The sequence below is a fragment of the uncultured Sphingomonas sp. genome (assembly GCF_936927845.1).
Lineage (GTDB): Bacteria > Pseudomonadota > Alphaproteobacteria > Sphingomonadales > Sphingomonadaceae > Sphingomonas.
Map to the genome: position 1 here is coordinate 77,027 of NZ_CAKZHV010000057.1, position 24,212 is coordinate 101,238.

General features: G+C 66.4%; 24 protein-coding genes. 13 read left to right on the top strand and 11 right to left on the bottom strand.

Annotated features, from left to right (window positions below; genetic code table 11):
- The first annotated feature begins 90 nt into the window (after positions 1 to 90).
- From Q0579_RS08165 to Q0579_RS08185, 5 genes are read left to right on the top strand one after another with little or no spacing between them, the layout of a single operon-like run.
- Positions 91 to 633 carry a hypothetical protein gene (locus Q0579_RS08165; RefSeq protein WP_298811017.1) on the top strand — a complete coding sequence of 181 codons (543 nt, stop codon included), beginning with the start codon at positions 91 to 93 and terminating at the stop codon, positions 631 to 633.
- Positions 634 to 637: 4 nt separating this feature from the next.
- A complete protein-coding gene (locus Q0579_RS08170; protein ID WP_298811019.1) occupies positions 638 to 1,021 on the top strand; it encodes a phage holin family protein in 384 nt (127 codons plus the stop codon).
- Entirely contained in the window at positions 1,018 to 1,338 is a 321-nt protein-coding gene (locus Q0579_RS08175; protein ID WP_298811022.1) for a DUF3618 domain-containing protein, read from the top strand. Before Q0579_RS08170 ends, Q0579_RS08175 begins: the two co-directional genes overlap by 4 nt.
- A gap of 32 nt (positions 1,339 to 1,370) precedes the next feature.
- Entirely contained in the window at positions 1,371 to 1,847 is a 477-nt protein-coding gene (locus tag Q0579_RS08180) for a hypothetical protein (protein ID WP_298811024.1), read from the top strand.
- 39 nt (positions 1,848 to 1,886) lie between these two features.
- Positions 1,887 to 2,111 (top strand): DUF4170 domain-containing protein, encoded by a 225-nt coding sequence (locus Q0579_RS08185; protein WP_298811027.1) that lies wholly within the window; start codon positions 1,887 to 1,889, stop codon positions 2,109 to 2,111.
- Positions 2,112 to 2,520: 409 nt separating this feature from the next.
- Here the strand turns inward: Q0579_RS08185 and greA are convergent, their stop codons facing one another.
- The 3 genes from greA to carA all read right to left on the bottom strand — a co-directional run bounded on the left by greA (position 2,521) and on the right by carA (position 7,985).
- Positions 2,521 to 2,997, bottom strand: coding sequence for a transcription elongation factor GreA (gene greA / locus Q0579_RS08190; protein WP_219768434.1), 477 nt, complete (start codon positions 2,995 to 2,997; stop codon positions 2,521 to 2,523).
- Between the two features lie 76 nt (positions 2,998 to 3,073).
- On the bottom strand, positions 3,074 to 6,439 hold the full coding sequence (gene carB, locus Q0579_RS08195; RefSeq protein WP_298811044.1) for a carbamoyl-phosphate synthase large subunit: 3,366 nt from the start codon (positions 6,437 to 6,439) through the stop codon (positions 3,074 to 3,076).
- A gap of 355 nt (positions 6,440 to 6,794) precedes the next feature.
- Positions 6,795 to 7,985 (bottom strand): glutamine-hydrolyzing carbamoyl-phosphate synthase small subunit, encoded by a 1,191-nt coding sequence (carA, locus tag Q0579_RS08200; protein ID WP_298811047.1) that lies wholly within the window; start codon positions 7,983 to 7,985, stop codon positions 6,795 to 6,797.
- 122 nt (positions 7,986 to 8,107) lie between these two features.
- On the opposite strand from carA, the gene Q0579_RS08205 reads away from it, so the two are divergent.
- Positions 8,108 to 8,575, top strand: coding sequence for a GatB/YqeY domain-containing protein (locus Q0579_RS08205; RefSeq protein WP_298811049.1), 468 nt, complete (start codon positions 8,108 to 8,110; stop codon positions 8,573 to 8,575).
- A gap of 31 nt (positions 8,576 to 8,606) precedes the next feature.
- Here Q0579_RS08205 and serB read toward each other — a convergent pair whose 3' ends face one another.
- Positions 8,607 to 9,485 carry a phosphoserine phosphatase SerB gene (gene serB / locus Q0579_RS08210; protein ID WP_298811053.1) on the bottom strand — a complete coding sequence of 293 codons (879 nt, stop codon included), beginning with the start codon at positions 9,483 to 9,485 and terminating at the stop codon, positions 8,607 to 8,609.
- On the opposite strand from serB, the gene miaA reads away from it, so the two are divergent.
- The 6 genes from miaA to Q0579_RS08240 all read left to right on the top strand — a co-directional run bounded on the left by miaA (position 9,484) and on the right by Q0579_RS08240 (position 15,458).
- A complete protein-coding gene (miaA, locus tag Q0579_RS08215; RefSeq protein ID WP_298811421.1) occupies positions 9,484 to 10,407 on the top strand; it encodes a tRNA (adenosine(37)-N6)-dimethylallyltransferase MiaA in 924 nt (307 codons plus the stop codon). The two genes, serB and miaA, sit on opposite strands and share 2 nt — an antisense overlap.
- An 81-nt stretch (positions 10,408 to 10,488) precedes the next feature.
- Positions 10,489 to 12,249, top strand: coding sequence for an acetolactate synthase 3 large subunit (locus Q0579_RS08220; protein WP_298811056.1), 1,761 nt, complete (start codon positions 10,489 to 10,491; stop codon positions 12,247 to 12,249).
- 55 nt (positions 12,250 to 12,304) lie between these two features.
- On the top strand, positions 12,305 to 12,820 hold the full coding sequence (ilvN, locus tag Q0579_RS08225) for an acetolactate synthase small subunit (protein WP_298811072.1): 516 nt from the start codon (positions 12,305 to 12,307) through the stop codon (positions 12,818 to 12,820).
- Between the two features lie 61 nt (positions 12,821 to 12,881).
- Positions 12,882 to 13,901 (top strand): ketol-acid reductoisomerase, encoded by a 1,020-nt coding sequence (gene ilvC / locus Q0579_RS08230; protein WP_298811075.1) that lies wholly within the window; start codon positions 12,882 to 12,884, stop codon positions 13,899 to 13,901.
- A 65-nt stretch (positions 13,902 to 13,966) separates the two neighbouring features.
- Positions 13,967 to 14,743 carry a hypothetical protein gene (locus Q0579_RS08235; RefSeq protein ID WP_298811078.1) on the top strand — a complete coding sequence of 259 codons (777 nt, stop codon included), beginning with the start codon at positions 13,967 to 13,969 and terminating at the stop codon, positions 14,741 to 14,743.
- A 94-nt stretch (positions 14,744 to 14,837) separates the two neighbouring features.
- Complete coding sequence (locus tag Q0579_RS08240) at positions 14,838 to 15,458, top strand: YceI family protein (RefSeq protein ID WP_298811081.1); 621 nt, start codon at positions 14,838 to 14,840, stop codon at positions 15,456 to 15,458.
- Between the two features lie 35 nt (positions 15,459 to 15,493).
- Here Q0579_RS08240 and Q0579_RS08245 read toward each other — a convergent pair whose 3' ends face one another.
- Positions 15,494 to 15,883, bottom strand: coding sequence for a BLUF domain-containing protein (locus tag Q0579_RS08245; RefSeq protein WP_298811084.1), 390 nt, complete (start codon positions 15,881 to 15,883; stop codon positions 15,494 to 15,496).
- 290 nt (positions 15,884 to 16,173) lie between these two features.
- Between Q0579_RS08245 and leuA the strand changes: the two genes are divergently transcribed.
- Positions 16,174 to 17,832 carry a 2-isopropylmalate synthase gene (gene leuA, locus Q0579_RS08250; RefSeq protein ID WP_298811087.1) on the top strand — a complete coding sequence of 553 codons (1,659 nt, stop codon included), beginning with the start codon at positions 16,174 to 16,176 and terminating at the stop codon, positions 17,830 to 17,832.
- Between the two features lie 31 nt (positions 17,833 to 17,863).
- Here leuA and Q0579_RS08255 read toward each other — a convergent pair whose 3' ends face one another.
- The 6 genes from Q0579_RS08255 to Q0579_RS08280 form a co-directional block, all read right to left on the bottom strand.
- Entirely contained in the window at positions 17,864 to 18,931 is a 1,068-nt protein-coding gene (locus Q0579_RS08255; protein ID WP_298811089.1) for a catalase family protein, read from the bottom strand.
- Positions 18,932 to 18,991: 60 nt separating this feature from the next.
- Positions 18,992 to 19,807: an SDR family oxidoreductase gene (locus Q0579_RS08260; RefSeq protein WP_298811091.1), complete on the bottom strand. Its 816-nt coding sequence runs from the start codon at positions 19,805 to 19,807 to the stop codon at positions 18,992 to 18,994.
- 23 nt (positions 19,808 to 19,830) lie between these two features.
- Positions 19,831 to 20,595: an SDR family oxidoreductase gene (locus Q0579_RS08265; protein WP_298811094.1), complete on the bottom strand. Its 765-nt coding sequence runs from the start codon at positions 20,593 to 20,595 to the stop codon at positions 19,831 to 19,833.
- A 50-nt stretch (positions 20,596 to 20,645) separates the two neighbouring features.
- Positions 20,646 to 21,629, bottom strand: a complete 984-nt coding sequence (locus Q0579_RS08270) for a phosphotransferase family protein (protein WP_298811424.1) — start codon at positions 21,627 to 21,629, stop codon at positions 20,646 to 20,648.
- A 62-nt stretch (positions 21,630 to 21,691) separates the two neighbouring features.
- A complete protein-coding gene (locus Q0579_RS08275) occupies positions 21,692 to 22,780 on the bottom strand; it encodes a Zn-dependent alcohol dehydrogenase (protein WP_298811096.1) in 1,089 nt (362 codons plus the stop codon).
- 87 nt (positions 22,781 to 22,867) lie between these two features.
- Positions 22,868 to 24,175, bottom strand: a complete 1,308-nt coding sequence (locus Q0579_RS08280) for an acyl-CoA dehydrogenase family protein (protein ID WP_298811097.1) — start codon at positions 24,173 to 24,175, stop codon at positions 22,868 to 22,870.
- Between the last annotated feature and the right edge of the window lie 37 nt (positions 24,176 to 24,212).

The window sequence follows — 24,212 nt, forward strand, 5'->3', positions numbered from 1 at the left end:
TCGTGGGCGGCTGTAGCGAGCGGCGGTGGATGCCGCAACGCGAGGGAACCGGCTGCGACGCGCGGGGTTCACGACGAAACCATAAAGGACATGACCACGATGGCCGACCCGAACGATCGCAACGATTTGGCACCGATGACCAGCGGCGACACGGAAACGCCGCGCGGCGACTCGTCCCTCCAGCAGGCAGCCCCACTCAAGAACGGTGGACCCAGCGACAGCACGAGCAGCACCGCCGATGTCGTCTCCGACAAGGTCAGCCAGGCCGGCGACACGATCAAGCAGAGCGCCTCGGGCTTGCGCGGGCAGGCAACCGACCGCGTGCGCCTGTTCGCCGAGGACGGCAAGACGAAGGCGACCGACGCGCTGGGTCAATTGACGCAGATCCTCAACGATGCGGCCTCGCAGGTCGATGAGAAGCTTGGCAAGCAATACGGGCAATATGCACGTACTGCGGCCGATCAGGTGCAGTCGTTCGGCGCCAAGCTCGACGACACGACGGTCGACGAAATCTTCGACGAGGCGCGCGAGTTGGTGAAGAAGAGCCCGGGCGTGGCCGTCGGCATCGCAGCCGCGTTCGGCTTCGCGATCGCGCGGCTCGTCTCGGCGGGCGTCGAGCAGCGCGGCGCCTAAAGCGATGAGCGACATCAGCAACGTGACCCCGATCAGACGCGCGGCTAACGCCGTCCGCGACAAGGTGGCACCGGAGCCAGGTCTGACCGATCTGGTTTCGCGTCTGACCGGCGACGCCAAGGACGTGGCGCTGGCCGAGATCGCCTTGCAGAAAGCAAAGGTCGGTGAGGCGGTGGGTCGTTACCGGAACGCCGCCATCTTCTTCGCCGTAGCGGGCGTATTGGCGCTCGCGGGTCTGATCGCGCTGCTCGTCGGGCTGATCGAGACACTGGCGACGCTGATGGGTCCGGGTTTGTCGACACTGTTGGTGGTTGGCGGTGTATTCCTGATTGCGGGCGTGCTGGCGCTCATTGGGAAAAATCGTCTGTCGCCCAAGGTCGACGCGTGACCTCGCCCGCCGACGTTGCTGCAGCCGAAGCGCGCGCCGCCGAGGCACGGGCGCGACTGAACGGCACGGTGGAGCAGTTGCAGGAGCAACTCGCGCCGCGCAAGCTGGCGCGGACTGCGGCCGATAACGTGACCGAAGGCGCGCAGCTTGCCGCGCGCGCCTCGGTCAAGACCGCGATGCGCAATCCGTCCGCCGTGACCGGCGGCGTTGCCGCGGTGGTGCTGCTGCTGTGTCGCAAGCCGCTGATGCGGGCGCTTGGCCTGAGCAAGCGTCCGCCTTCGGCAGCGAAACCACCTCACCTCAGACGCGTTCGATAACGCACCTATCCGTTCGCGAAAGGAACGACGACATGACCGATCACAATCATGCGAACGACCACGGCACGCTGCGCGACGGCCTGGATACTGCGACGGCCGCAGTGAGCGATGCTGTTGAAACCACGCGCGAGAAGACGCGCGAACTCGCACACCAGACCGCTCACGCGGCGGAAACCAACCCACTCGCGATCGTGGCCGGCGGCCTGGCGCTCGGCGCGCTCGTTGGGGCAATCGTGCCGCGCAGCCAGAAGGAGCGCGAACTGCTTGCACCCGTCGGCAAGCGCCTCGGCGCGACCGCGCTCGCCGCCGTCGCCGCTGCGCGCGAGAGCGGCAAGAGCGAGCTGCAGAATATCGGCCTGACCAAGGGCGGCGCGAAGGAACAGGTCAAGACGCTGTTGCAGAACGTCGCCGGTGCCGCCGCGACCGCCGGCAAGGCCGCAGCGTCGGCGGGCAAGAAGGAACTGCGCCACGCCGACGATCAATCGGACACGCAAACGACTGCCGCCTGACCCTTCACGTTTCCCGCCGAGAACGCTAGAGGAGCGCGCATGAGCAAGCTTCACCTCGTTTTCGGCGGGCGCGTGAGCGATCCGCGCACGCTAGAATTCAACGATCTCAAGTCGATCGACGTCGTCGGCGTTTTTCCCGATTACGCCAGCGCCGAAAAGGCATGGCGCGGGGCGGCGCAGCGAACGGTCGACGACGCTGAGATGAAGTACGTCGTCGTGCACCTGCACCGCCTGCTCGAACCATCGCTGAGCACCGACGCCTGAAGCTTCAAGGCGCGCGTCTCTAGGGAGTGGTGTGCCACGGTTTGCTTCGGGCTCTGATGGTCCGCAACTGCCTTGATTCCGGCTTCGGACCAAGCGAGTGATCTTCTGCCTAGTGCCACGTCGCGGCGATTGATCCTCTTGCACATCGGCTCAACGCTCAGTTCAGGTAAGCGTAGCGATGTGCGCGCCGCGCATCACCGCGAGACGCGTATCCAAGTACTTCAATAAGTTGGAGCGCACGTGCGGTGATACCGATCACCTACGCCAGTTGCGCAACCTCGCGCGGCAGCAAGCACGAAACATAGTGATACGTGGGAGGAGGCTGCGCTCCCCAATCACGCTGACGACGCCGCATGCCTTCCTGCATCTGATCCGCTAGTCAGGCGTCACACCGTTCTATTCCGCCCGATCAGATAAACTCGATCTTCGACACCAGATAATAACGGTCGCCCGACGGCACCGTCACTTCGACTTCATCGTCGACGCTGCGGCCGATCAACGCGCGACCGAGCGGTGAGTTGTAGCTGATACGGCCACCCTTCGCGTCGGCTTCGGTCTGACCGACGATCTGGTAACGGATCGGCTTGTCGTCCTCGTCGAGCAACGTCACGGTCGCGCCGAACACGATCTTGTCGCCCGACAGGTCGCGCGGGTCGATGATCTGCGCGCGGCTGAGCTTGTCCTCGATGTCGGCGATCGACGCCTCGATCTGCCCCTGCCGCTCCTTGGCAGCGTGGTACTCGGCATTCTCGGACAGGTCGCCGTGCGCGCGGGCTTCCTCGATCGCATCGACGATCTGCGGGCGTTCGATCTTCAGACGCTTCAGGTCCGCATTCAGCTTCTCATAGCCTTCCTGCAGCATCGGCATCTTTTCAACGGTCGCCATGCGTCACTTCCTTCAAACGCCCCCGAGCGACCTCCCCTGCGAGGCCGCACGCACGATCAAACTATATGTCCGAGGTTCAGTTGTGCGATTGCGAATAATAGGATTGCAGCGGACGCACTTCAAGCGTGCCGCTCGCAGGTGTGATCGCACCGGCCACGGCCCTCGCAGCGATCGCCTTGGCTGCCTCGATGCTGGCCGATGCGGTAGTGAAATACGGGATGCGCCCGTTCACCGCGCTGGCACGGATCGGCTGTGAGTCCTTCAGACTCTGCCATCCTTCGGTCGTGTTGAAGATCAACGCGATGCCGCCGTCCTTGATCCGATCGACGATGTGCGGACGCCCCTGCGCCACCTTGTTCACCAATTCCATCGGCAACCCGGCGCGCGTCAGGTAATCCGCCGTGCCGCCGGTCGCGACTATCGTGAGCCCGGCGTCGACCAGCTGGCGCGCCGCCGGCACGATCAGCGGCTTGTCGCTGTCCTTCACGCTGACGAACACCGCGCCCGAGGACGGCAGAACGGTACCCGCACCTAGCTGCGCCTTGGCAAAGGCGGTGGTGAAGTCGCGATCGATCCCCATCACCTCGCCGGTCGACTTCATTTCGGGGCTGAGCACCGGGTCGATGCCGGGAAAGCGGTTGAACGGGAACACGGCTTCCTTGACCGCGACATAGTCGATGCGGCGGTCGATCGGCGGCAGATCGCGCAGCTTCTCGCCCGCCATGACGCGCGCGGCGATCTTCGCGATCGGGGCGCCGATCGCCTTGGCGACGAAGGGCACGGTGCGGCTGGCGCGCGGGTTGACCTCGATAAGGTAAACCTGACCATCCTTGACCGCGAACTGGATGTTCATCAACCCGACGACGTTCAGCCCGCGCGCGAGCGCCTCGGTCTGACGCTCGATCTCGACGATGATCTCCGCCGACAGGCTGTAGGGCGGGATCGAACAGGCGCTGTCGCCCGAGTGGACGCCGGCTTCCTCGATGTGCTGGAGCACGCCCGCGACCACCACCTGATCGCCGTCGCCGATCGCGTCGACGTCGACCTCGACCGCGTCGCGCAGATACTGGTCGATCAGGACGGGGGAGTCGCCAGACACCTGCACCGCGGTCTGGATGTAATCGTCGAGCTGCTGGTCGCTGTCGACGATCTCCATCGCGCGGCCGCCGAGCACGTAGCTCGGGCGCATCAGCACGGGATAGCCGATGCGGTGCGCGACCGCGATCGCCTCGTCGCGGCTGCGCGCGATGCCGTTGGACGGCTGCAACAGCTTGAGCTTGTTGACGAGCGCGGCGAAGCGCTCACGGTCCTCGGCGAGGTCGATCGCGTCGGGTGCGGTACCGAGGATCGGGATGCCCGCCGCCTCCAGCGCGCGCGCGAGGTTGAGCGGGGTCTGCCCGCCGAACTGCACGATCACACCGACCAGCTCACCGCGCGACTGCTCGACGTGGAGGATCTCGAGTACGTCCTCGGCGGTCAGCGGCTCGAAATAGAGCCGGTCGGACGTGTCATAGTCGGTCGACACCGTCTCCGGGTTGCAATTGACCATGATCGTCTCGAACCCCGCATCCGCCAGTGCGAAGCAGGCGTGGCAGCAGCAGTAATCGAACTCGATCCCCTGCCCGATCCGGTTGGGTCCGCCGCCCAGGATGACGATCTTGCGACGGTCGGACGGCATCGCCTCGTTCTCGGGCTCGCCGAAGCTGGGCGCTTCGTAGGTCGAGTACATGTACGGCGTTTTCGCGTCGAACTCGGCGGCGCAGGTGTCGATCCGCTTGAAGACGGGGCGGACGCCGAGCTTGACGCGGTGCGCGCGCACCTCGTCTTCGGTCACGCCTCCGGTCATCGCCTTGACCGCCTCGTGAATCAGCCCCGAGCCGCGCGCGATGCCGCGGCTCATGCCGCGCAGATTGGCCGATTGCAGCGCGAGCCAGGCGAGCCGCTTGTCGCTGAACCCCATCGATTTCAGACGGCGCATGCCAGGTGCGTCGATCGGCAGGCCGTTCTCCATCACCTCCGCCTCGGCGGCGACGATCTCGGCGATGCGCTCGAGGAACCAGGGATCGTATTTGGCGATCGCGTGGACCTCGGCGACGGTGAAGCCTTCGCGCAGCGCCTGGGCGGCGACGAGCAGCCGGTCGGGCGAGGCGATCGCGAGCGCGGCCTCGATCTCGGCCCGCGGGGCACCGATCAGGCGATCGACGTTGTTGAAGCCCGACAGGCCGGTCTCCAGCCCGCGCAGCGCCTTCTGCATCGATTCGTGGATGTTGCGACCGATCGCCATCACCTCGCCGACCGATTTCATCGCGGTCGACAGCACGGCCTCCGCGCCCTTGAACTTCTCGAACGCGAAGCGGGGGATCTTGGTGACGACGTAATCGATCGTCGGTTCGAACGACGCGGGTGTGGCGCCCGTGATGTCGTTCTCGATCTCGTCGAGCGTATAGCCGACCGCCAGCTTCGCCGCGACCTTGGCGATCGGAAAGCCGGTCGCCTTTGACGCCAACGCCGACGAACGCGACACGCGCGGGTTCATCTCGATGACGATCAGGCGGCCGTCCTTCGGGTTGACGGCGAACTGGACGTTCGAGCCGCCCGTCTCTACCCCGATCTCACGCAGCACCGCGATGCTCGCGTTGCGCATGATTTGATATTCCTTGTCGGTCAGCGTCAGCGCGGGCGCGACAGTGATCGAGTCGCCGGTGTGGACCCCCATCGGATCGACGTTCTCGATCGAGCAGATGATGATGCAATTGTCCGCGCGGTCGCGGACCACCTCCATCTCATATTCCTTCCAGCCGAGAAGCGACTCCTCGATCAGCACCTCGGTCGTCGGCGAGGCGTCGAGCCCCTTGCGGACGATATCGAGGAACTCCTCGCGGTTGTAGGCGACGCCGCCGCCGGTGCCGCCGAGCGTGAAGCTGGGGCGGATGATCGCGGGCAGCCCGACCTTCTCCAGCCCCGCGAGCGCCTCGGCTTCCGTGTGCGCGATCGCCGAGCGTGCGCTCTCCAGCCCGATCTTGTCCATCGCGTCGCGGAATTTGAGGCGATCCTCCGCCTTGTCGATCGCGTCGGCGTCGGCACCGATCATCTGCACGCCGAACTTCTCGAACGTGCCGTCGCGGAACAGCGCGAGCGCGGTGTTGAGTGCGGTCTGCCCACCCATCGTCGGCAGGACGGCGTCGGGGCGCTCCTTCTCGATGATCTTGGCGACCACCTCGGGCGTGATCGGCTCGACGTAGGTCGCACCGTCACTGCCGACCAGATCGGGATCGGTCATGATCGTCGCCGGGTTCGAGTTGACCAGGACGATGCGATAGCCCTCCTCGCGCAGCGCCTTGATCGCCTGCGTGCCCGAATAATCGAACTCGCACGCCTGACCGATGACGATCGGCCCAGCGCCGATGACGAGGATGGTGGAGATGTCGGTGCGTTTGGGCATTAGAAAATCGCCTCGGAAGGGTTCTCAGTTGTCAGAAATGGCTGCGCGCATTTCGTACACGCCGGCGGCTGCCGCCATATGTGCCTTGAATACAGCGGCGCCAACAGTTGGTCTTTAGCGTGCTTATCGTCGGCCGTTCCGTAAATTCGGTAGACCAGCCATGAACATACCGGACATCTAAGATTGAATATCCACGCGCACGGCATACTCACGAACGCCGCAATGATTGCCATCCAAAGGTTCTGCAAAAACCAAGAAAGACCGATCGTTGCCATCCCAGCATATAACATGAGCCGAGCGGTGACTTCGTATCGTTTTGCGATCAACAGCCGACACTTCGTCGCCGTTTCCAAATTCAACGAAGCGACCCTACAAACTTCTCGAACAGGTAGAGGCTATCCTGCGGCCCCGGGCTCGCTTCCGGATGGTACTGCACCGAGAAGGCCGGCCGATCAGTCAGTTCCAGCCCTGCGTTGCTGCCGTCGAACAGTGAGACGTGCGTCTCGCGCACATTCGCGGGGAGACTGTCGCGTTCGACCGCGAAGCCGTGGTTCATGCTGGTGATCTCGACCTGCTCGGTCGCACCATTCGCGCCGACGCGCTTCACCGGGTGGTTCGCGCCGCGGTGGCCCTGGAACATCTTGGTCGTGCGCGCGCCGACCGCGAGCGCGAGCAACTGGTGGCCGAGGCAGATGCCGAACAGCGGCTTTCCAGTGTCGAGCAACTGGCGGATCACCGGCACGGCGTCCTCGCCGGTCGCGGCGGGGTCGCCGGGCCCGTTCGACAGGAAGATGCCGTCGGGCGCGAGCGCCATCACCTGCTCGAACGTCGCGGTGGCGGGCAGGACGCTGACCTTTGCGCCGGCGTGGACGAGATTGCGGAAGATGTTGTGCTTGCTGCCGTAATCAATCGCGACGACGTGCGGGCGGGCGTCATCACCCTGGGTGCCGTAGCCAAAGCCGAGCCGCCACGGCCCGCCCTCGCGCGTCTGGCCCCAGGCGTAATGAGTTTCGGTCGAGACCGTCTTGGCAAGGTCCATCCCCTCCAGCCCCGGCCACGCGCGCGCCATGTCGAGCAGCGCGTCGAGGTCGAACTCGCCCGCCGCCGAGTGCGCGACGACGCCGTTGGGCGCGCCGCTCGCCCGGATGCGCCTGGTCAGCGCGCGCGTGTCGATGCCCGACAGGCCGATGCGCGCGTGGCGGCGCATCCAGCCGTCGAGATTCTCGACCGCGCGGAAGTTCGACGGTGCGGTCACGTCCTCGCGCACGATCATGCCGAGCGCGTGCGGCGCATCGGCCTCGATGTCATCGGGGTTGGCGCCGACGTTGCCGATGTGCGGAAAGGTGAAGGTGATGATCTGCCCGGCGAACGACGGATCGGTCATGATCTCCTGATAACCCGTCATCGCGGTGTGGAAGCACACCTCGCCGACCGCCTGCCCTTCCGCGCCGAAGCCGCGACCCCAGACGACCTCACCCGAGGCGAGCACGAGGACGCCGGTGGCTCCATCGGGTTTGGACGCGTGCGAAGGCTTGGCGTCGGCCATGATCGGCGGGCACTCCTGGTCAAAGTCTGCGATGTCGCTAAGCCCCGCCCGCTAAGCCCCCGGCCCCGATCCGTCAACCGCCGGGCCTCGCCTATGCGGCGAACTCGCGCTATCGCGCTTGCATGATCAGAGACGACATCAAGCAAGCCCAGATCGCCGCCATGAAGTCGGGCGACAAGGAAGCCCGCGCCGCGATCGGCCTCATCCAGGCGGCGGTGAAGAACCGCGACATCGAGGCGCGCACCGGCAATGCGCCCGAACCCGGCACCCCCGGCGACGACGCGCTGGTGGTCGAGGTGCTGCAGAAGATGGTCAAGCAACGCCGCGAGTCGATCGACATGTACCGCAAGGGCGGTCGCGAGGAGCTGGCAGCGAGTGAAGAGGCCGAGGTCGCGGTGATCGAACGCTTCCTGCCGCAGCAGATGAGCGAGGACGAGACGCGCGCGGCGATCCAGGCGATCAAGGACGAGCTGGGTGCCAGTGGCATGAAGGACATGGGCCGTGTCATGGGCGAGTTGAAGGCGCGCCACGCCGCCAACCTCGACATGAGCAAAGCGAGCGGGCTGGTGAAGGCGGCGCTGGCGGGTTGATGCAGGTTTGGGCGGGCGCGCGCGCGTCCGCTCAGTCGACCCATTCGGCGCGAGGAATGCCCTGCGCCCACAACAGCGCGGTCAGATCGTTGTGGTCAATCCGCGCAGACGCTGCCGCCGCGACGATCGGCTTGGCGTGATAGGCGACGCCCAACCCGGCGACTTCGATCATCGACAGGTCGTTGGCCCCGTCGCCGACCGCGAGCGTCGCGGGGTCGGGAAGGCCAAGCGAGGCGCGATAATCGAGCAGCGTCGCCTTTTTGGTCGCGGCCCCCACGATCGGGCGCGCGACGGTGCCGGTCAGGCGACCGTCCGCGATCTCCAGCACATTGGCGATGGCGCGATCGAAGCCGATCTCCGCCGCAACGGGCTCGGCGAAGCGGGTGAAGCCGCCCGATACCAGCACCGCCGTACCTCCACGCGCGCGCATCGTCCGCACCAGCGTGCGTGCGCCGGGCATCAGCGAAACCCGCTCGGCACGGCAACGGTCTATCGCGGTTTCGTCAAGCCCGCGCAGCAGCGCAACGCGCGCATCGAGCGCGGCCTCGAAATCCAGCTCGCCGCGCATCGCGCGCTCGGTGATCTCCGCGATTTGCGGCTTGATCCCGGCATAGTCGGCGAGCTCGTCGATGCACTCGACCGTGATCATGGTCGAATCCATGTCGGCCACGAGCAGTTGCTTGGCGCGACCCTCAGCCGGCTGGATGACGACATCGACGTGGTCGAACGCGTCCTCCAGCACCTCGCGTGCGGCAACGAGCGAGAGGCCGAAGCTGAGGTCGGCGGCGTCGCCCTCGTCGATCCAGGCGAGCGTCGTCGGCGCGCAGCCCGCCGCCGCCAGCCGCGCGCGCGCGTCCGCCAGCGTGTTGGGGAGCAGCCGCCCCGCTGCTATCAGCGTTGCCGTGAACATCGTGTCGCCCCCTGATCTGCGCCCAAGTCCGCACCCGAGGGTCGCGCTCATCGCAGGGCCGACCGCGAGCGGCAAGAGCGCGCTGGCGATCGCGCTGGCGGAGGCGATCGGCGGCACGGTGATCAACGCCGACGCGAGCCAGGTCTACCGCGACCTGCGCGTCCTGAGCGCGCGGCCATCGCCTGCGGAGGAGGCGCGCGTGCCGCACCGGCTGTTCGGCTACGTCGATGGGGCGGAGGCATGCTCGGCCGCACGCTGGGCCAGCGACGCTGCTGCTGCGATCAACGCGGTGCATGCGCAAGGCGGCGTCCCGGTGCTGGTCGGCGGAACGGGGCTGTACCTGCGCACGCTCCTCGACGGGATCGCGCCGGTGCCCGACATCGACGCGGACATCCGCGCCGCGGTGCGCGCGCTGTCGGTGGCGGACGCGCACGTGGCGCTCATAAGTGAGGACCCGGCCGCTGCCGCGCGGCTCGCGCCCGCGGATACGACGCGGGTGGCGCGCGCGCTGGAGGTGGTGCGCTCGACCGGCAAGCCGCTATCGCATTGGCAGGAGCAGCGCGCCGGCGGGATCGGCGACCGGATCGCGCTCTCGGCCGCGGTTCTGCTGCCCGACCGCGAGGATCTGTTCGCCCGCTGCGATCGCCGGCTGGAAGCGATGTTCGAGGAAGGAGCGGTGGAGGAAGTCGCCGCCCTGCTGGCCCGCAACGATGTGCCCGCCGACGCCCCCGTGCGGCGCGCGATCGGGGTGCCGGAGATCACGGCGTTGCTGGCTGGCACGATCAGCCGCGGCGACGCCATCGCGCGTGCGCAGCGTGCGACACGGCAGTACGCCAAGCGCCAATATACTTGGTTTCGCAACCAGCCGCCGGCATCGTGGACACGCATCGATAAAGCTGACCCGCAATTTTATTTCCTTTAGGTTGGTTGACGCGCAACTTTACATGGCTTAGCGCGCCGCCACCCAGCGGGCTTTGGCCTGCACCAACGCGGGAGTTGAGTGGTGGTTGAGCGAAGCGGAGCGGACATCCTGGTCGAGGCGCTGGTCGATCTCGGCGTGGAGGTCGTCTTCGGCTACCCCGGTGGCGCGGTGCTGCCGATCTACGATGCATTATTTCGCGCGCAGAAGATCAAGCACATCCTCGTCCGTCATGAACAGGCGGCGACGCACGCCGCCGAAGGGTACGCGCGCTCGACCGGCAAGCCCGGCGTCGTGCTCGTCACCTCCGGCCCGGGCGCGACCAACGCGATCACCGGCATCACCGACGCGATGCTCGATTCGATCCCGATGGTCGTCATTACCGGTCAGGTGCCGACGCACCTGATCGGCTCCGACGCATTCCAGGAAGCAGACACGGTCGGCATCACGCGCCACTGCACCAAGCACAATTACCTGGTGAAAGACCCCGCGATCCTGGGCGCGACGATCCACGAGGCGTTCCATATCGCCACCTCGGGCCGCCCAGGGCCGGTCGTGATCGACATCCCCAAGGACGTGCAGGTCGCGACCGCGGCGTACAGCAAGCCGGGTCCGATCCAGCACAAGACCTATCGACCCGCGCTCAAGGCCGATCGCGGCGCGATCGAGCAGGCGGTCGAAATGATTGCCGCGGCCGAGCGCCCGGTGCTCTACACCGGCGGCGGGGTGATCAATTCGGGGCCGGCCGCGGCGCAATTGCTGGTCGAGCTGGCGCGCATCACGGGGGCGCCGGTCACCTCGACGCTGATGGGGCTGGGCGCGTATCCAGCCTCGTCGCCGCAGTTTCTCGGCATGCTCGGGATGCACGGCACGTACGAGGCGAACTGGGCGATGAACCAGGCCGATCTGATCGTGAACATCGGCGCGCGCTTCGACGACCGCGTCACCGGTCGGCTCGACGCCTTCGCGCCCAACAGCCGCAAGATCCACGTCGATATCGACCGGTCGAGCATCAACAAGACGGTACGGATCGACCTTCCCATCGTCGCCGACGCCGGGCGCGCGATGGAGGACATGATCCGCGTCTGGAAATCGCGGCAATATGCCAAGCCCGATCTGTCCGCCTGGTGGGCGCGGATCGCGGAATGGCGTGCGAAGGACAGTCTGGCCTTTCCGGAGGATGAGACCGGCGGCTTGCGCGGTGAGATCATGCCGCAGCGCGCGGTGCGGGCGTTGTGGGAGGCGACGCACCAGCGCCAGCCGATCATCACCACCGAGGTCGGCCAGCACCAGATGTGGGCGGCGCAATATTTCGGGTTCGAACTGCCCAACAAATGGCTGACCAGCGGCGGGCTCGGCACGATGGGCTACGGCCTGCCCGCAGCAATCGGTGCGCAGCTCGGCAATCCCAACGCGCTCGTCATCGATATCGCGGGCGAGGCGTCGATCCAGATGAACATCCAGGAGCTCGCCACCGCGACCCAGTACCGATTGCCGGTCAAGGTCTTCATCCTCAACAACGAGTACATGGGGATGGTGCGCCAGTGGCAGGAGCTGACCTACGAGAGCCGCTACTCGGAGAGCTATTCCGATTCGCTGCCCGACTTCGTGCGGCTGGCGGAGGCCTATGGCTGGAAGGGCATCCGCATCGAGCGACCCGATCAGCTCGACAGCGGGATCGCCGACATGCTCGCGCATGACGGGCCAGTGATGGTCGACTGCCGCGTGGCGAAGCTCGCCAATTGCTTTCCGATGATTCCGTCGGGTGCGGCGCACACCGACATGATCCTGCAGGCGAACGAGGTATCGGGCACGATGGACGACGAGGCACGCGCGCTCGTCTGATCACACCCCCGACAACGATTGCCTCCGCCCTGCCCGGGCGCGCAGAAGGACCATCATGCATATTCGTGAGGAAAAGGCCGAGCGGCACACGCTGGCGGTCATCGTCGACAACGAACCCGGTATTCTGGCGCGGATCGCCGGGCTGTTCACCGCGCGCGGCTACAATATCGAGAGCCTGACCGTCAGTGAGGTGACCGCCGACAAGGCGGTCAGCCGCATCACGATCGTCACCAGCGCCAGCCCGGCGACGCTGGAGCAGATCGTCGCGCAGCTCGACCGGCTGGTGCCCGTTCACCGCGTCCACGACCTGACCGCCGAGGGCCCACACGTCGAGCGCGAGCTGGCGCTGGTCAAGGTACGCGGCACCGGCGACCACCGGATCGAGGCGCTGCGGCTCGCCGACGTGTACCGCGCGCGCGTGGTCGACGCGACCACCTCGTCGTTCGTGTTCGAGGTGACCGGGGGCATCGAGAAGATCGACAAGTTCGTCGAGCTGATGGGCGAGGTCGGCCTGATCGAGGTCGCGCGCACCGGCGTGGTCGCGATCTCGCGCGGCAAGGACGCCGCCTGACCCATATTCCACGGCGCCACGATCAGCAGGCGCCGCTTTCCACGATCAAAGGGAGCTTACCATGCGTGTCTATTATGACCAGGACGCCGACCTGAACCTCGTCACGGGCAAGAAGATCGCGATCGTCGGCTACGGCAGCCAGGGTCACGCGCACGCGCAGAACCTGCGCGATTCGGGCGTCAAGGATGTCGCGATCGCGCTGCGCGAGGGTTCGGCGACCGCGAAGAAGGCCGAGGACGCCGGCTTCACCGTGATGAGCAACAAGGAGGCGGCGGCCTGGGCCGACCTCGTCATGATCCTCGCGCCCGACGAGCACCAGGCGGGCATCTGGGAGAAGGACCTGAAGGGTAACATGCGCGCAGGCTCGGCGATCGCGTTCGCGCACGGGTTGAACGTGCATTTCGGGCTGATCGAGGCGCCCGCCGACATCGACGTCATCATGATCGCGCCGAAGGGTCCTGGCCATACCGTCCGTTCCGAATACGTCCGCGGCGGTGGCGTGCCCTGCCTGATCGCGGTCGAGCAGGACGCGAGCGGCAACGCACATGATCTCGCCCTTTCTTACGCCAGCGCGGTCGGCGGCGGGCGCTCGGGTATCATCGAGACCAACTTCAAGGAGGAATGCGAAACCGACCTGTTCGGCGAGCAGGCGGTGCTGTGCGGCGGCATTACCCATCTGATCCAGGCGGGGTTCGAGACGCTGGTCGAGGCGGGCTACGCGCCCGAGATGGCCTATTTCGAGTGCCTGCACGAAACCAAGCTGATCGTCGACCTGCTGTACGAGGGCGGGATCGCCAACATGCGCTACTCGATTTCGAACACCGCCGAGTACGGCGACATCACGACGGGTCCGCGCATCATCACCGACGAGACCAAGGCGGAGATGAAGCGGGTGCTGGCCGACATTCAGGTGGGTCGCTTCGTCAAGAACTTCGTGCTCGACAACCGCGCGGGGCAGCCCGAGCTCAAGGCCGCGCGCAAGGCGGCGGCGGCGCACCCGATCGAGAAGGTGGGTGCCGAGCTGCGTGCGATGATGCCGTGGATCGGCGCCAACAAGCTGGTCGATAAGGCCAAGAACTAGCGGCCACGAAATAGCGCCGCGGCCCCGTTGCCGCGGCGCACGTCCGAGCGTAGGGGCGGCTCGTCATGAGTGCGGCGTCGTACCGGTCATTGTCGTACGACGCCCGCGCCTCGCGCGGCGGCCGCGCGGCGTCCTGGGCAATGGCGCTCGGCATTGCGGCAGCGATCATTCTCGCGCTGCTCGGGATGGGTGGTTACCAGCGACATGAGCCGGGCGACGGGCGGCGGCTGTCCACCTTCAACGTGACCCCACTCGGATCGTCGGAGACAAGCAAGCGATCGGTGCAGCGCACGCGCGCGGCTTCACCGGCCGCTGCCACGCCGGAGCCGCGTCCGGTGACCGAGCCGCGCGAAGCGCCGATCGTGCCGCCGCCGCCCGTCACGCTCCACCTGCCCGGCGTGATCATGCTGAGTCAGTCGGACTATGCCGCTTCGAACATCGGCAAGATCAAGGGCACCGCGGGAACGGGCGACGGCACGCAGACCGCCTCTGCAGGCGAAGCGGGCGGCGATCCTAGCATCGGCACGGGTCCAGGTGGCGAGCCAATGTACGCCGCCGAATGGTATCGCAAGCCGACCCGCGCGGAGATGTCGACCTACCTGCCCGCGGGCAAGCTCGGCTGGGGCGTCATCGCGTGCCGCACGATCGCGCGCTACCACGTCGAAGACTGCCGCGAGCTGGGTGAAACGCCGGGCTCACGCATCGCGGGCGCGGTGCGTCAGGCTGCGTGGCAGTTCCTGATACGCCCGCCGCGAAAGGGAGGTCAGCCGATGCTCGGCGTCTGGGTTCGTATCCGCTACGACATCCTGCCGCAGGGCTCGAAGGAGCTCGACGACGAGTAGGGCGCGCGCGAAACCGACCGTTTCGGCTCGACCTATTCCCTTGCCTGCCGCGCTGTGGTTGGATCACTCGATCAACAGGGAGTGTTCCTCGACCATGCGCATCCGTCACCTCGCCGCCGCCACGCTGGCGCTCATGTCCGTGCCCGCGCTCGCGCAGATCGCGACCACGCCGCAGCAGCCCGGTCAGCCGATCGCCTCGCGCGTGCCTGCCGGCACCTATCAGGTCGATCCCGCGCACACGCAGGTCAGCTGGCAGGTCAACCACATGGGCTTTTCGATGCTCGAAGGGCAGTTCGGCGCGAGCGGCGGTTCGATCACGATTGATCCGAAGAAGCCGGCGGCGACCAAGGTCGACATCTCGTTCAACGTCGACGATCTGTCGGTAACTTCTGCGGGCTTTGCCAAGCATCTCAAGTCGGAGGACTTCTTCAACGCCGCGCAATACCCGACCGCGCGCTTCGTCTCGACCCGCATCGTGCCCAAGGGCGCGAACAGCGCAACGATGACCGGTAACCTGACGATCAAGGACCAGACCAAGCCGGTTACCCTCGACGTTACCTTCGTCGGCGCGGGCGACAATCCGATGAGCAAGAAGCTCAACCTCGGCTTCACCGCCAAGGGGCAGATCAAGCGCAGCGACTTCGGCGTCGGGGCCTATGCACCGGTCGTGTCGGACACGGTCAATCTGACGATCCACGCGGCGTTCACCGCCTGATCGTACGCGCGGGCGGCGCAGTGCCGCCCGTGCCCTTATGCTGCGCGACGCAGCTTGATGAAGCTGTCGAACGTCGCGCGGATGTTCGGGCCGGTGTTCGCCAGCAGCCGATCGATGCGCGCGCAGAACTGGTCGCCCTCCTCGCCGACGCGGCGCTCGGCCATCGCCCAGTCGCCGAACTCACGCGTGGCGACCTCGCGGCGGGACAGAATGACGAGCGCATTGTGTCGCGGGTCCTGCTTGATCCGCGCGTAAGCAGTTTCAACCGCGAGCGTCGGTCCCTCCAGCGCCTGAAGAAATCGTACGCCATCGGAGTAGAGCAGCCCGCTGATTCCATCGCGACGGTTGTTGATGCGCGACACCGCGAGAATGCTGGCGAGATCGGCCTTTTGTGCGACCGAAGAAATGTAGACGAGTTGCAGCATGGCGAAGGCTCCTTGCCGCCGGCCTAGGACTGAGAAGTTAGGCAAAGATGAATGCTTGCACCCAGGTTAAGAACATTGTTCGAGCGGCTACGTCATCTACGTGAACCGGACCGGGTCTGATATTCCGGGTGGACAGCGCGGCGCATGCGCGGCAGAACGACGCGCGATGATTTCGGCCATTCGCCTTCTTCGACTTACGCGCCCTTAGGCGCGACCTCGACCTGTGCGCGTCGCTCGCGCATCCCGCGCCTAAGGGCCCAGCCGACACTCCCCAAGCAGAGAGCCGAGCCATGCTGCGCGATCCATCATCCAAATACCGCCCGTTCCCGACGATCGACCTGCCCGACCGCCAATGGCCGTCGAAGACGATCACCCGCGCGCCGCGCTGGTTGTCGACCGACCTGCGCGACGGCAACCAGGCGCTGATCGATCCGATGGACGCGGAGAAGAAGACCCGCTTCTTCGACCTGCTAGTGAAGGTCGGGTTGAAGGAGATCGAGGTCGGTTTTCCGAGCGCGGGGGCGACCGAGTTCGACTTCATCTCGGGCCTGGTACGATCGGGTCGCATGCCCGATGACGTGACGTTGCAGGTGCTCACCCAGTCGCGCCGCGACCTGATCGAGACGAGCTTCCGCAGCCTGGAGGGAGCGAAGACCGCGATCGTCCACCTCTACAATGCAGTCAGTCCGGCATGGCGACGAATCGTGTTCGGCATGTCACGCGACGAGGTGCGCCAGATCGCGATTGACGGCGCAAAGATCCTGCGCGACGAGGCGGCCCGGCGGCCGGGCACCGATTGGCAGTTCGAATACAGCCCCGAGACATTCTCCACCGCCGAGCTCGACTTCTCGGTCGAGGTCTGCGCTGGTGTCATGGAGGTGCTGCGCCCGACGCCCGAGCGACCAATCATCTTCAACCTGCCCGCGACGGTCGAGTGCGCGACCCCCAACGTCTACGCCGACCAGATCGAATGGTTCGCGCGCAACATTCCCAACCGCGACGCCGTCGTGATCTCGCTCCATACGCATAATGACCGAGGCACCGGGGTAGCGGCAGCCGAGCTGGGGCTGATGGCGGGCGCCGACCGCGTTGAGGGCTGCCTGCTCGGCAATGGCGAGCGGACGGGTAATTGCGACCTCGTGACGGTTGCGCTCAACATGTACACGCAGGGCGTCGACCCGAAGCTTGACCTGTCGGATATCGATGGCGTCGTGAAGACGGTCGATTATTGTACCAACCTGCCCGTCCATCCGCGCACGCCCTATGCCGGCGACCTGGTGTTCACCGCCTTCTCGGGCTCGCACCAGGATGCGATCAAGAAGGGGTTCGCCGCGCAGGCGACGCGCAACGACGGCCTGTGGGAAGTGCCCTACCTGCCGATCGACCCGGCCGACCTCGGGCGCAGCTACGAGGCGGTGATCCGCGTCAATTCGCAGTCGGGCAAGGGCGGGGTCGCCTGGGTGATCGAGCAGGACAAGGGATTGCGGCTGCCCAAGCGACTGCAGGCGGATTTCAGCCGCCACGTCCAGACGCTGGCGGACGAGACGAGCCGCGAACTGAACGCCGCCGACATCTGGGGCCGGTTCGTTGCGACCTACCTGCCGGGAGCCGGCGATCGCTTCGTGCTGCGCGATTACGAGGAAACCGGTGCGGTCGGCGACCGGCTATTCGTCGGACGCGTCGCGGTCGATGGCGAGGAGCGCTCGATTTCGGGACGCGGCAACGGCCTGATCTCGGGCGTGATCGCGGCCTTGGCCGAGACGACTGGTCCGAACTTAGACGTGATCGACTATGCCGAGCACGCGATCGGCCACGGTGCGGGCGCGCAGGCGGCGGCGTATCTCGAGTGTCGCACCGCGGACGGACGCGTCGTCTGGGGCGTTGGCATCGACACCGACATCGCAACCGCCAGCGTGCGCGCGGTGCTGTCGGCGGCGAACCGCGCCTGACAGCGGGCGGGGGCGGCCCCGCCCTGCCCCGCTACGCCGGCTCGTGGATCGGGCAGCCGTTGGCGCGGGCGCGAAAGTCGGCGCTGTGCTTGTACACGTCCTTGCGCGAGCGATTGATGTTGCCGAGCGGCTGATGCGCGGCAAGCCCCGTCCAGACGCTGAAGCGCAGTTCCTCGTTGACGTGCTTGACGCGCGCATCGTCCCAGCTGTCCTGGGCTTTGGTGCGGATCGTCGCGACGGTGACGAAGGGCGCGTCCTCCTCCTTCCACTCGACCGTCGGATCCTCGATCGGCTGCTTGCCGGTGTCGCGCTGGAGCTGGACGCGGAACTCCCATTCGCCATTGATGTCGCGCAGCTCCTGCTGGAGCGTCTCGCGGATCGCATTGGGGCGGCCGGAGGCGTCGATGATCGCGCCGGTACGCTCCTTCAACGCCGGAGCGATGGGTACGAGCGAGAATTTGGCGACATAGTCGCCGTAGCGGAACGGTGTCGCGCTGTAATATGTCTCGCCGATCGGATCGACGTTGGGTGCGCCACCCATCGAGCGGATCGCGGCACTCTCCACGCCAACCGCGGTCAGCGCGGTGTTGACGCCGCGCAGCACTGCCGACAGCGCGATCTTCGCGCCCTCGGCCTTGTCGGTGGTGCGCGCGAGCAGTTTCAAATTGCCGAGGAACTTCTCCGCCGTCTTGGCCTGGAACACGGGCCCGTTGACCATCACGAAATCCTGCGTGCGCCCTTCCGCGCCGGCCAGCCGGGCGCCATCGACGTCGAGCACCTTGATCGCCAGCCCGCGCGGCAGCGAGATCGCGTCGCTCAGGATATCGCCGGGGTTGGTCGAGAAGCGCATGAACACCGGATGCTCGCCGGGCGTCGCGAACAGTCCCTGTGCAAGCTCAGGCGGCAGGTCGGCATGGATCGTCAGCGTCCCCTCGACGATCGCGTGCGCCTTGGCATGGACCGAGCGGACGGCGTGGCCGTAATCCTCGTGTGTCGTCTTGAGGATGATGTCGAACTGCTCGTTGAGCTGCTCGACCGTCTCACCCTCATCGGGCTGCACGTCTTCGAGGTCGGGCGAATAGCGGATCGGATCGGTCATGGGTGAAGCCCCCTTGTTCTTCACCCATGTTAACCCGCCCGCGCGCTAGCTGTTCCGGTCTCACACCGCGGTGCGGCCATATTCCTGCTTGGTGACCGGGTGGCTGGACGACAGTCCCCCGTCGACCGCGATCGCCTGTCCGTTGACGTAGCTGGCGTCGTCGCTGGCGAGGAACAGCGCGACCTTGGCGAGTTCCTCGGGCTGCGCACCGCGGCGAAGCGGGTTGAGCCGACCCAGCCGGTCGGTCTTGCCGGCGTCGCGCGCGTAGTCGAACGTCGGCTTGGTCATACCCGTCTCGGTCAGCCCGGGGCAGATCGCGTTGACGCGGACGTTCGCGCCCGACAGCTGCTGCGCCGACACCATGGCGAGGTTGATGACGCCTGCCTTCGACGCGGAGTAGGCGGGCGAGCCCGCGCCCGATCGGATGCCGGCGACGCTGGCGGTCAGGATGATCGCGCCGCTCCTGCCCGATTGCGCCGCGCGCTCCGCAATCTTCGGCGCGGCGTGCTTCACCGCCAGATATGGCCCGATCAGATTGACGCGCAGCACCTCGGTAATGAGCGACACGTCGGTGTCGAAGATGTTGGCCATGCCGCCGGAGATGCCCGCGTTGGCGAACATGACGTCGAGCCCGCCAAACCGGTCGCAGGCGAGCGCGACGGTGCGGATCACGTCCTCCTCGTTGCCGGCATCCATGCGGATCGCCTCGGCGGTGCCGCCAGCGTCGCGGATCAGCCGCGCGGTCTCCTCCGCGCCCTCGCTCACGTCCGCGACGACGACGCGCGCGCCTTCGGCGGCGAACAGGGTTGCGGCAGCGCGGCCGATGCCCGAGCCTGCGCCCGTGACGATGATCGACCTGTCGGTGAAGCGTGCCATGTCTTTCCTCTCCCCTCGCGCGGTCAGATCGTGACGCCGCCGTCGATCACCATCGTCTGCCCGGTCATGAACGCGCTCGCCGGGCTGGCGAGATAGACGACCGCGCCCGCGATCTCCTCGGGTTCGCCGATGCGGCGCAGCGGCGTCGTGGCGTTACGCTCGGCGACTGCGCTCTCGTCTTCCCACAATGCCTTGGCGAAATCGGTCTTGATCAGGCCGGGCGCGATGCAATTCACGCGGATGTTGTGGCGGCCGTATTCGTGCGCGAGGTTGCGTGCGAGCTGCATGTCGGCGGCCTTGCTGATGCAATAGGCGCCGATCACCGTGGAACCGCGAAGCCCGCCGATCGAGGACACGATCACGACCGAACCGTCGCGGCGTTCCTTCATCTCGGGCACCACCATGTTGATCAGCCAGTGATTGGAGATGATGTTGTTGTCGAGGATCTTGCGGAACTGATCGTCGGCGATGCCGGCCTGCGGCCCGTAATAGGGATTGGAGGCGGCGTTGCAGACCAGCACGTCGATGCGCCCGAACGCGCGCCGCGTCTCGTCGACCAGATGCTGCAGGCCTTCCTTGTCGGAGATGTTGGCGGCGACTGCGATCGCGGTGCCCTCACCGAAGCGCGCGTTGATCTCGGCGGCCGCGGCGTCGCATGCGTCCTGCTTGCGGCTGGAGATGACGACCTTCGCACCCTGCTCGGCGCAGGCGATCGCGGAGGCCTTGCCGATCCCGCGCGAGGAACCGGTGATCAGCACGACCTTGCCGGTCAGATCGAACAGCGACATTCTCGTCCCCTTGTTTGGTGGTCACGCACCGGCGCGAGCGGTGGTGGTGGTCAGGCTCCCGCCTTGCGGGCGAACATCAGCGCGGCGTCGGCGAGCATCGGCACGCGCGCGCTCGTCTCTTCGGCACGCGCGTTGGAGGCGGTGCCGATCAGGAACCGCTTCTTGATGCCCTGCACGATGCTGGCGAGACGAAAGAGGTTGAAGGCGAAATACCAGTCGAGCTCGGGCAAACCGTCGCGCCCCGTTCGCGCGCAGTAGCGCTCGACCATCTCCTCCAGCGTCGGAATACCCGTTTCCGGGCCGGTCAGCCCCTGCACGCCCGAGCGACCCTCGGGCTCGGTCACCCAGCTCATCAGATAATAGGTCAGGTCGGCGGTTGGGTCGCCGAGCGTGCACAATTCCCAGTCGAGCACCGCGACCACGCGCGGGTCGGTGCCGGGCGCGAACTTCATGTTGTCGACGCGGTAGTCGCCGTGGACGATCGAGGTGCGGGTCTGTTCGGGGATCGTGCGCGGCAGGAACTCGATCAGCGTTTCCATCGCCGGCATGTGCTCGGTTTCGGCACCGCGATATTGCTTGGTCCAGCGGCCGACCTGACGCTCGAAATAATTGCCAGGTCGGCCAAAGTCGCCAAGGCCAATCTTCTCGTAATCGGTGTTGTGGAGATCGGCGAGCGTGTCGATCATCGCATGGTAATGGTCGCGGCGCTGATCGGGGGTGAGGCCGGGCATGCCGCCGTCCCAGATCGTGCGCCCCTCGACCATCTCCATCACGTAGAAGGCCGAGCCGATCACCCCCGCGTCCTCGCACAGGCCGTACTGGCGCGGCACCGGAAAGCCGGTCGGGTGGAGCGCGGCCATGACGCGGTGTTCGCGATCGACCTGATGCGCACTGGGCAACAGGTCGCCCATCGGCTTGCGGCGGAGCACGTAATTCGCGCGAGGCGTCGTCAGCTTGTAGGTCGGGTTCGACTGACCACCGGCGAACTTGGCATAGCTCATCGGCCCATCGAAGCCGGGGACGTGGGCGCGCATCCACTCGGACAGGCGATCGAGGTCGAGCCGGTCGCGCTCGGCGAGCTCGGTCTGCAGCTCGCTCACTGATCGAACACGATCACGCTGCGGGTGGTGTCGCCCTTGCGCAGCTCGTCGAAGGCACGGTTGATCTGGCTGAGCGGCAGGCGATCGGCGATGATCGTGTCGAGGTCGAGCTGCCCGCGCATGTAGAAGTCGACCAAGCGCGGGATGTCGACCGGGAACCGGTTATAGCCCATGATCCCGCCCTGGAGCCGCTTGCCCGACAGCAGGTCCATCGCCGACAGACCGACCTTCTCGCTGAGCGGCATCATGCCGAGGATCGTCGCGGTACCGCCGCGGCGCAGCACGCCGACGGTCGTCGCGGCGGATTGCGGGCGCCCGACCGCCTCAATCGCGTGATGGACGCCGCCGTTCGTGATCTCGACCACCTCGGCGACCGCGGTATCGCTCATCGGATCAAGCGTGTGCGTCGCACCGAGCTTCTCGGCAACCGCGCGCTTCTCCGCCACCGGATCGAGCGCGATGATCTTTCCCGCGCCAGCGATCTTGGCGGCGTTGACCGCGGCAAGCCCGATCCCGCCGCAGCCGACCACGCAGACCGTCTCGCCCGGCGACACGTCGGTCGTGTTGAATACCGCCCCGGCGCCCGTGGTCACCGCGCAACCGATCAGGGCGGCACGGTCGAGCGGCATGTCGCGGTCGATCGATACGCAGGCATGCTCGTGCACCAGCATCATCTCGGCATAGGCGGACAGATTGAGCATCTGCTGGACCTGGCCGCCGTTCGCGAGGCGGAGCCGCGGCTCGTCCTTCGCCGAGCGTCGCGTCTCACCCGAGACGCACAGGTACATGCGCCCGGTGATGCAGAATTCGCAGTGCCCGCAGAAGGCCGACAGGCAGGTGACGACGTGGTCGCCCGGCTTCACCGTGCGGACCTCCTCGCCGACCGCCTCGACGATACCGGCGGCCTCGTGCCCCGGAATGGCGGGGAGCGGGTGCGGATAGGCGCCGTCGACGAAGTGGAGGTCGGAGCGGCAGACGCCGCACGCGAGCGTGCGGATCAGCACCTCGTGCGCGCGGGGCTTAGCGACGTCGACGTCCTCGATCCGGAGCGGCGACTTGGTTTCGAACAGAACGGCGGCTTTCATGACCCCACCCTCACCTCATGACGTGCCCCGGCATCTGGCCGGTGGCGAATAGGTGCCCCGCGCCGCTGCCGGCGCGAGGCGTTATGGTCAGCGGCTGACGCCGACGTCGCCGCTGGAAAAGGCCGGTGCCTGATCGTTCGACGGACGGTCGATCTTCCAGTCGGCATATTTGCCAAACTCGTTGCGCGCGATCGAGCGGGCGTGAACCTCGTCCGGCCCGTCCGCCAAGCGCAGGGTGCGCTGGCTCGCCCAGGCATGCGCGAGCCCGAAATCGTCCGACACGCCCGCGCCGCCGTGCGCCTGCACCGCGTCGTCGAGAATCTTGAGCGCCATGCTGGGCGCCTGCACCTTGATCATCGCGATATCGAGCTGCGCTGCCTTGTTGCCCGCCTTATCCATCGTGTCCGCGGCCTTGAGGCAGAGGAGGCGTGTCATCTCGATGTCGATCCGCGCGCGCGCGATGCGCTCCTCCCACACGCTATGATCGGCGATCCGCTTGCCGAAAGCGACGCGGCTGACGAGCCGCTTGGCCATTGCCTCGATCCCCGTCTCGGCGACGCCGATCGTGCGCATGCAATGGTGGATGCGGCCCGGCCCGAGGCGCCCCTGCGCGATTTCGAACCCGCGACCTTCACCCAGGATCACGTTCTCGACGGGCACGCGGACGTTGGTGAAGACGACCTCGCCGTGGCCGTGCGGCGCGTGGTCATAGCCGTAGACCGAGAGCATGCGCTTGATCTCGACACCGGGCGTGTCCATCGGCACGAGCACCTGGCTCTGCTGCTGATGGCGCGAGCCCTCGAAGCTCGTCTTGCCCATGAGGATGCCGATCTTGCAGCGCGGATCGCCGACGCCTGACGACCACCATTTGCGACCGTTGATGACGTAGTGATCGCCGTCGCGTTCGATCCGCGTCTCGATGTTGGTCGCATCGGACGAGGCGACCTGCGGCTCGGTCATCAGGAAGACCGAGCGGATCTCGCCGTTCATCAGCGGGCGCAGCCAGCGCTCCTTCTGCTCCAGCGTGCCGTAGCGGTGGAGCACCTCCATGTTGCCGGTGTCGGGCGCGGAGCAATTGAAACATTCGCTCGCCCAGCCGATCTTGCCCATTTCCTCGGCGCATAGCGCATATTCGAGGTTAGTGAGCTGCGTTCCCTCGAACTCGAACGTCGTGTCGACGTGCTGCTGGCCCGAGTGCGGGGGCATGAAGAAATTCCACAGGCCCGCGGCTTTCGCTTTCTGCTTCACTTCCTCGATGACGGGAATGACCTTCCAGCGGTCGCCGGTGTGCGATTGCTCGTGATATTCGTGATTGCGCGGTGCGATCTCGGCGTCGATGAACGCCTTCACGCGGTCGCGAAAATAGGTCTCGCGCTCGCTCAGGGTGAAATCCATCTCGTCCCTCCGCCTTGATCCGTTTGATGCGGGTCTA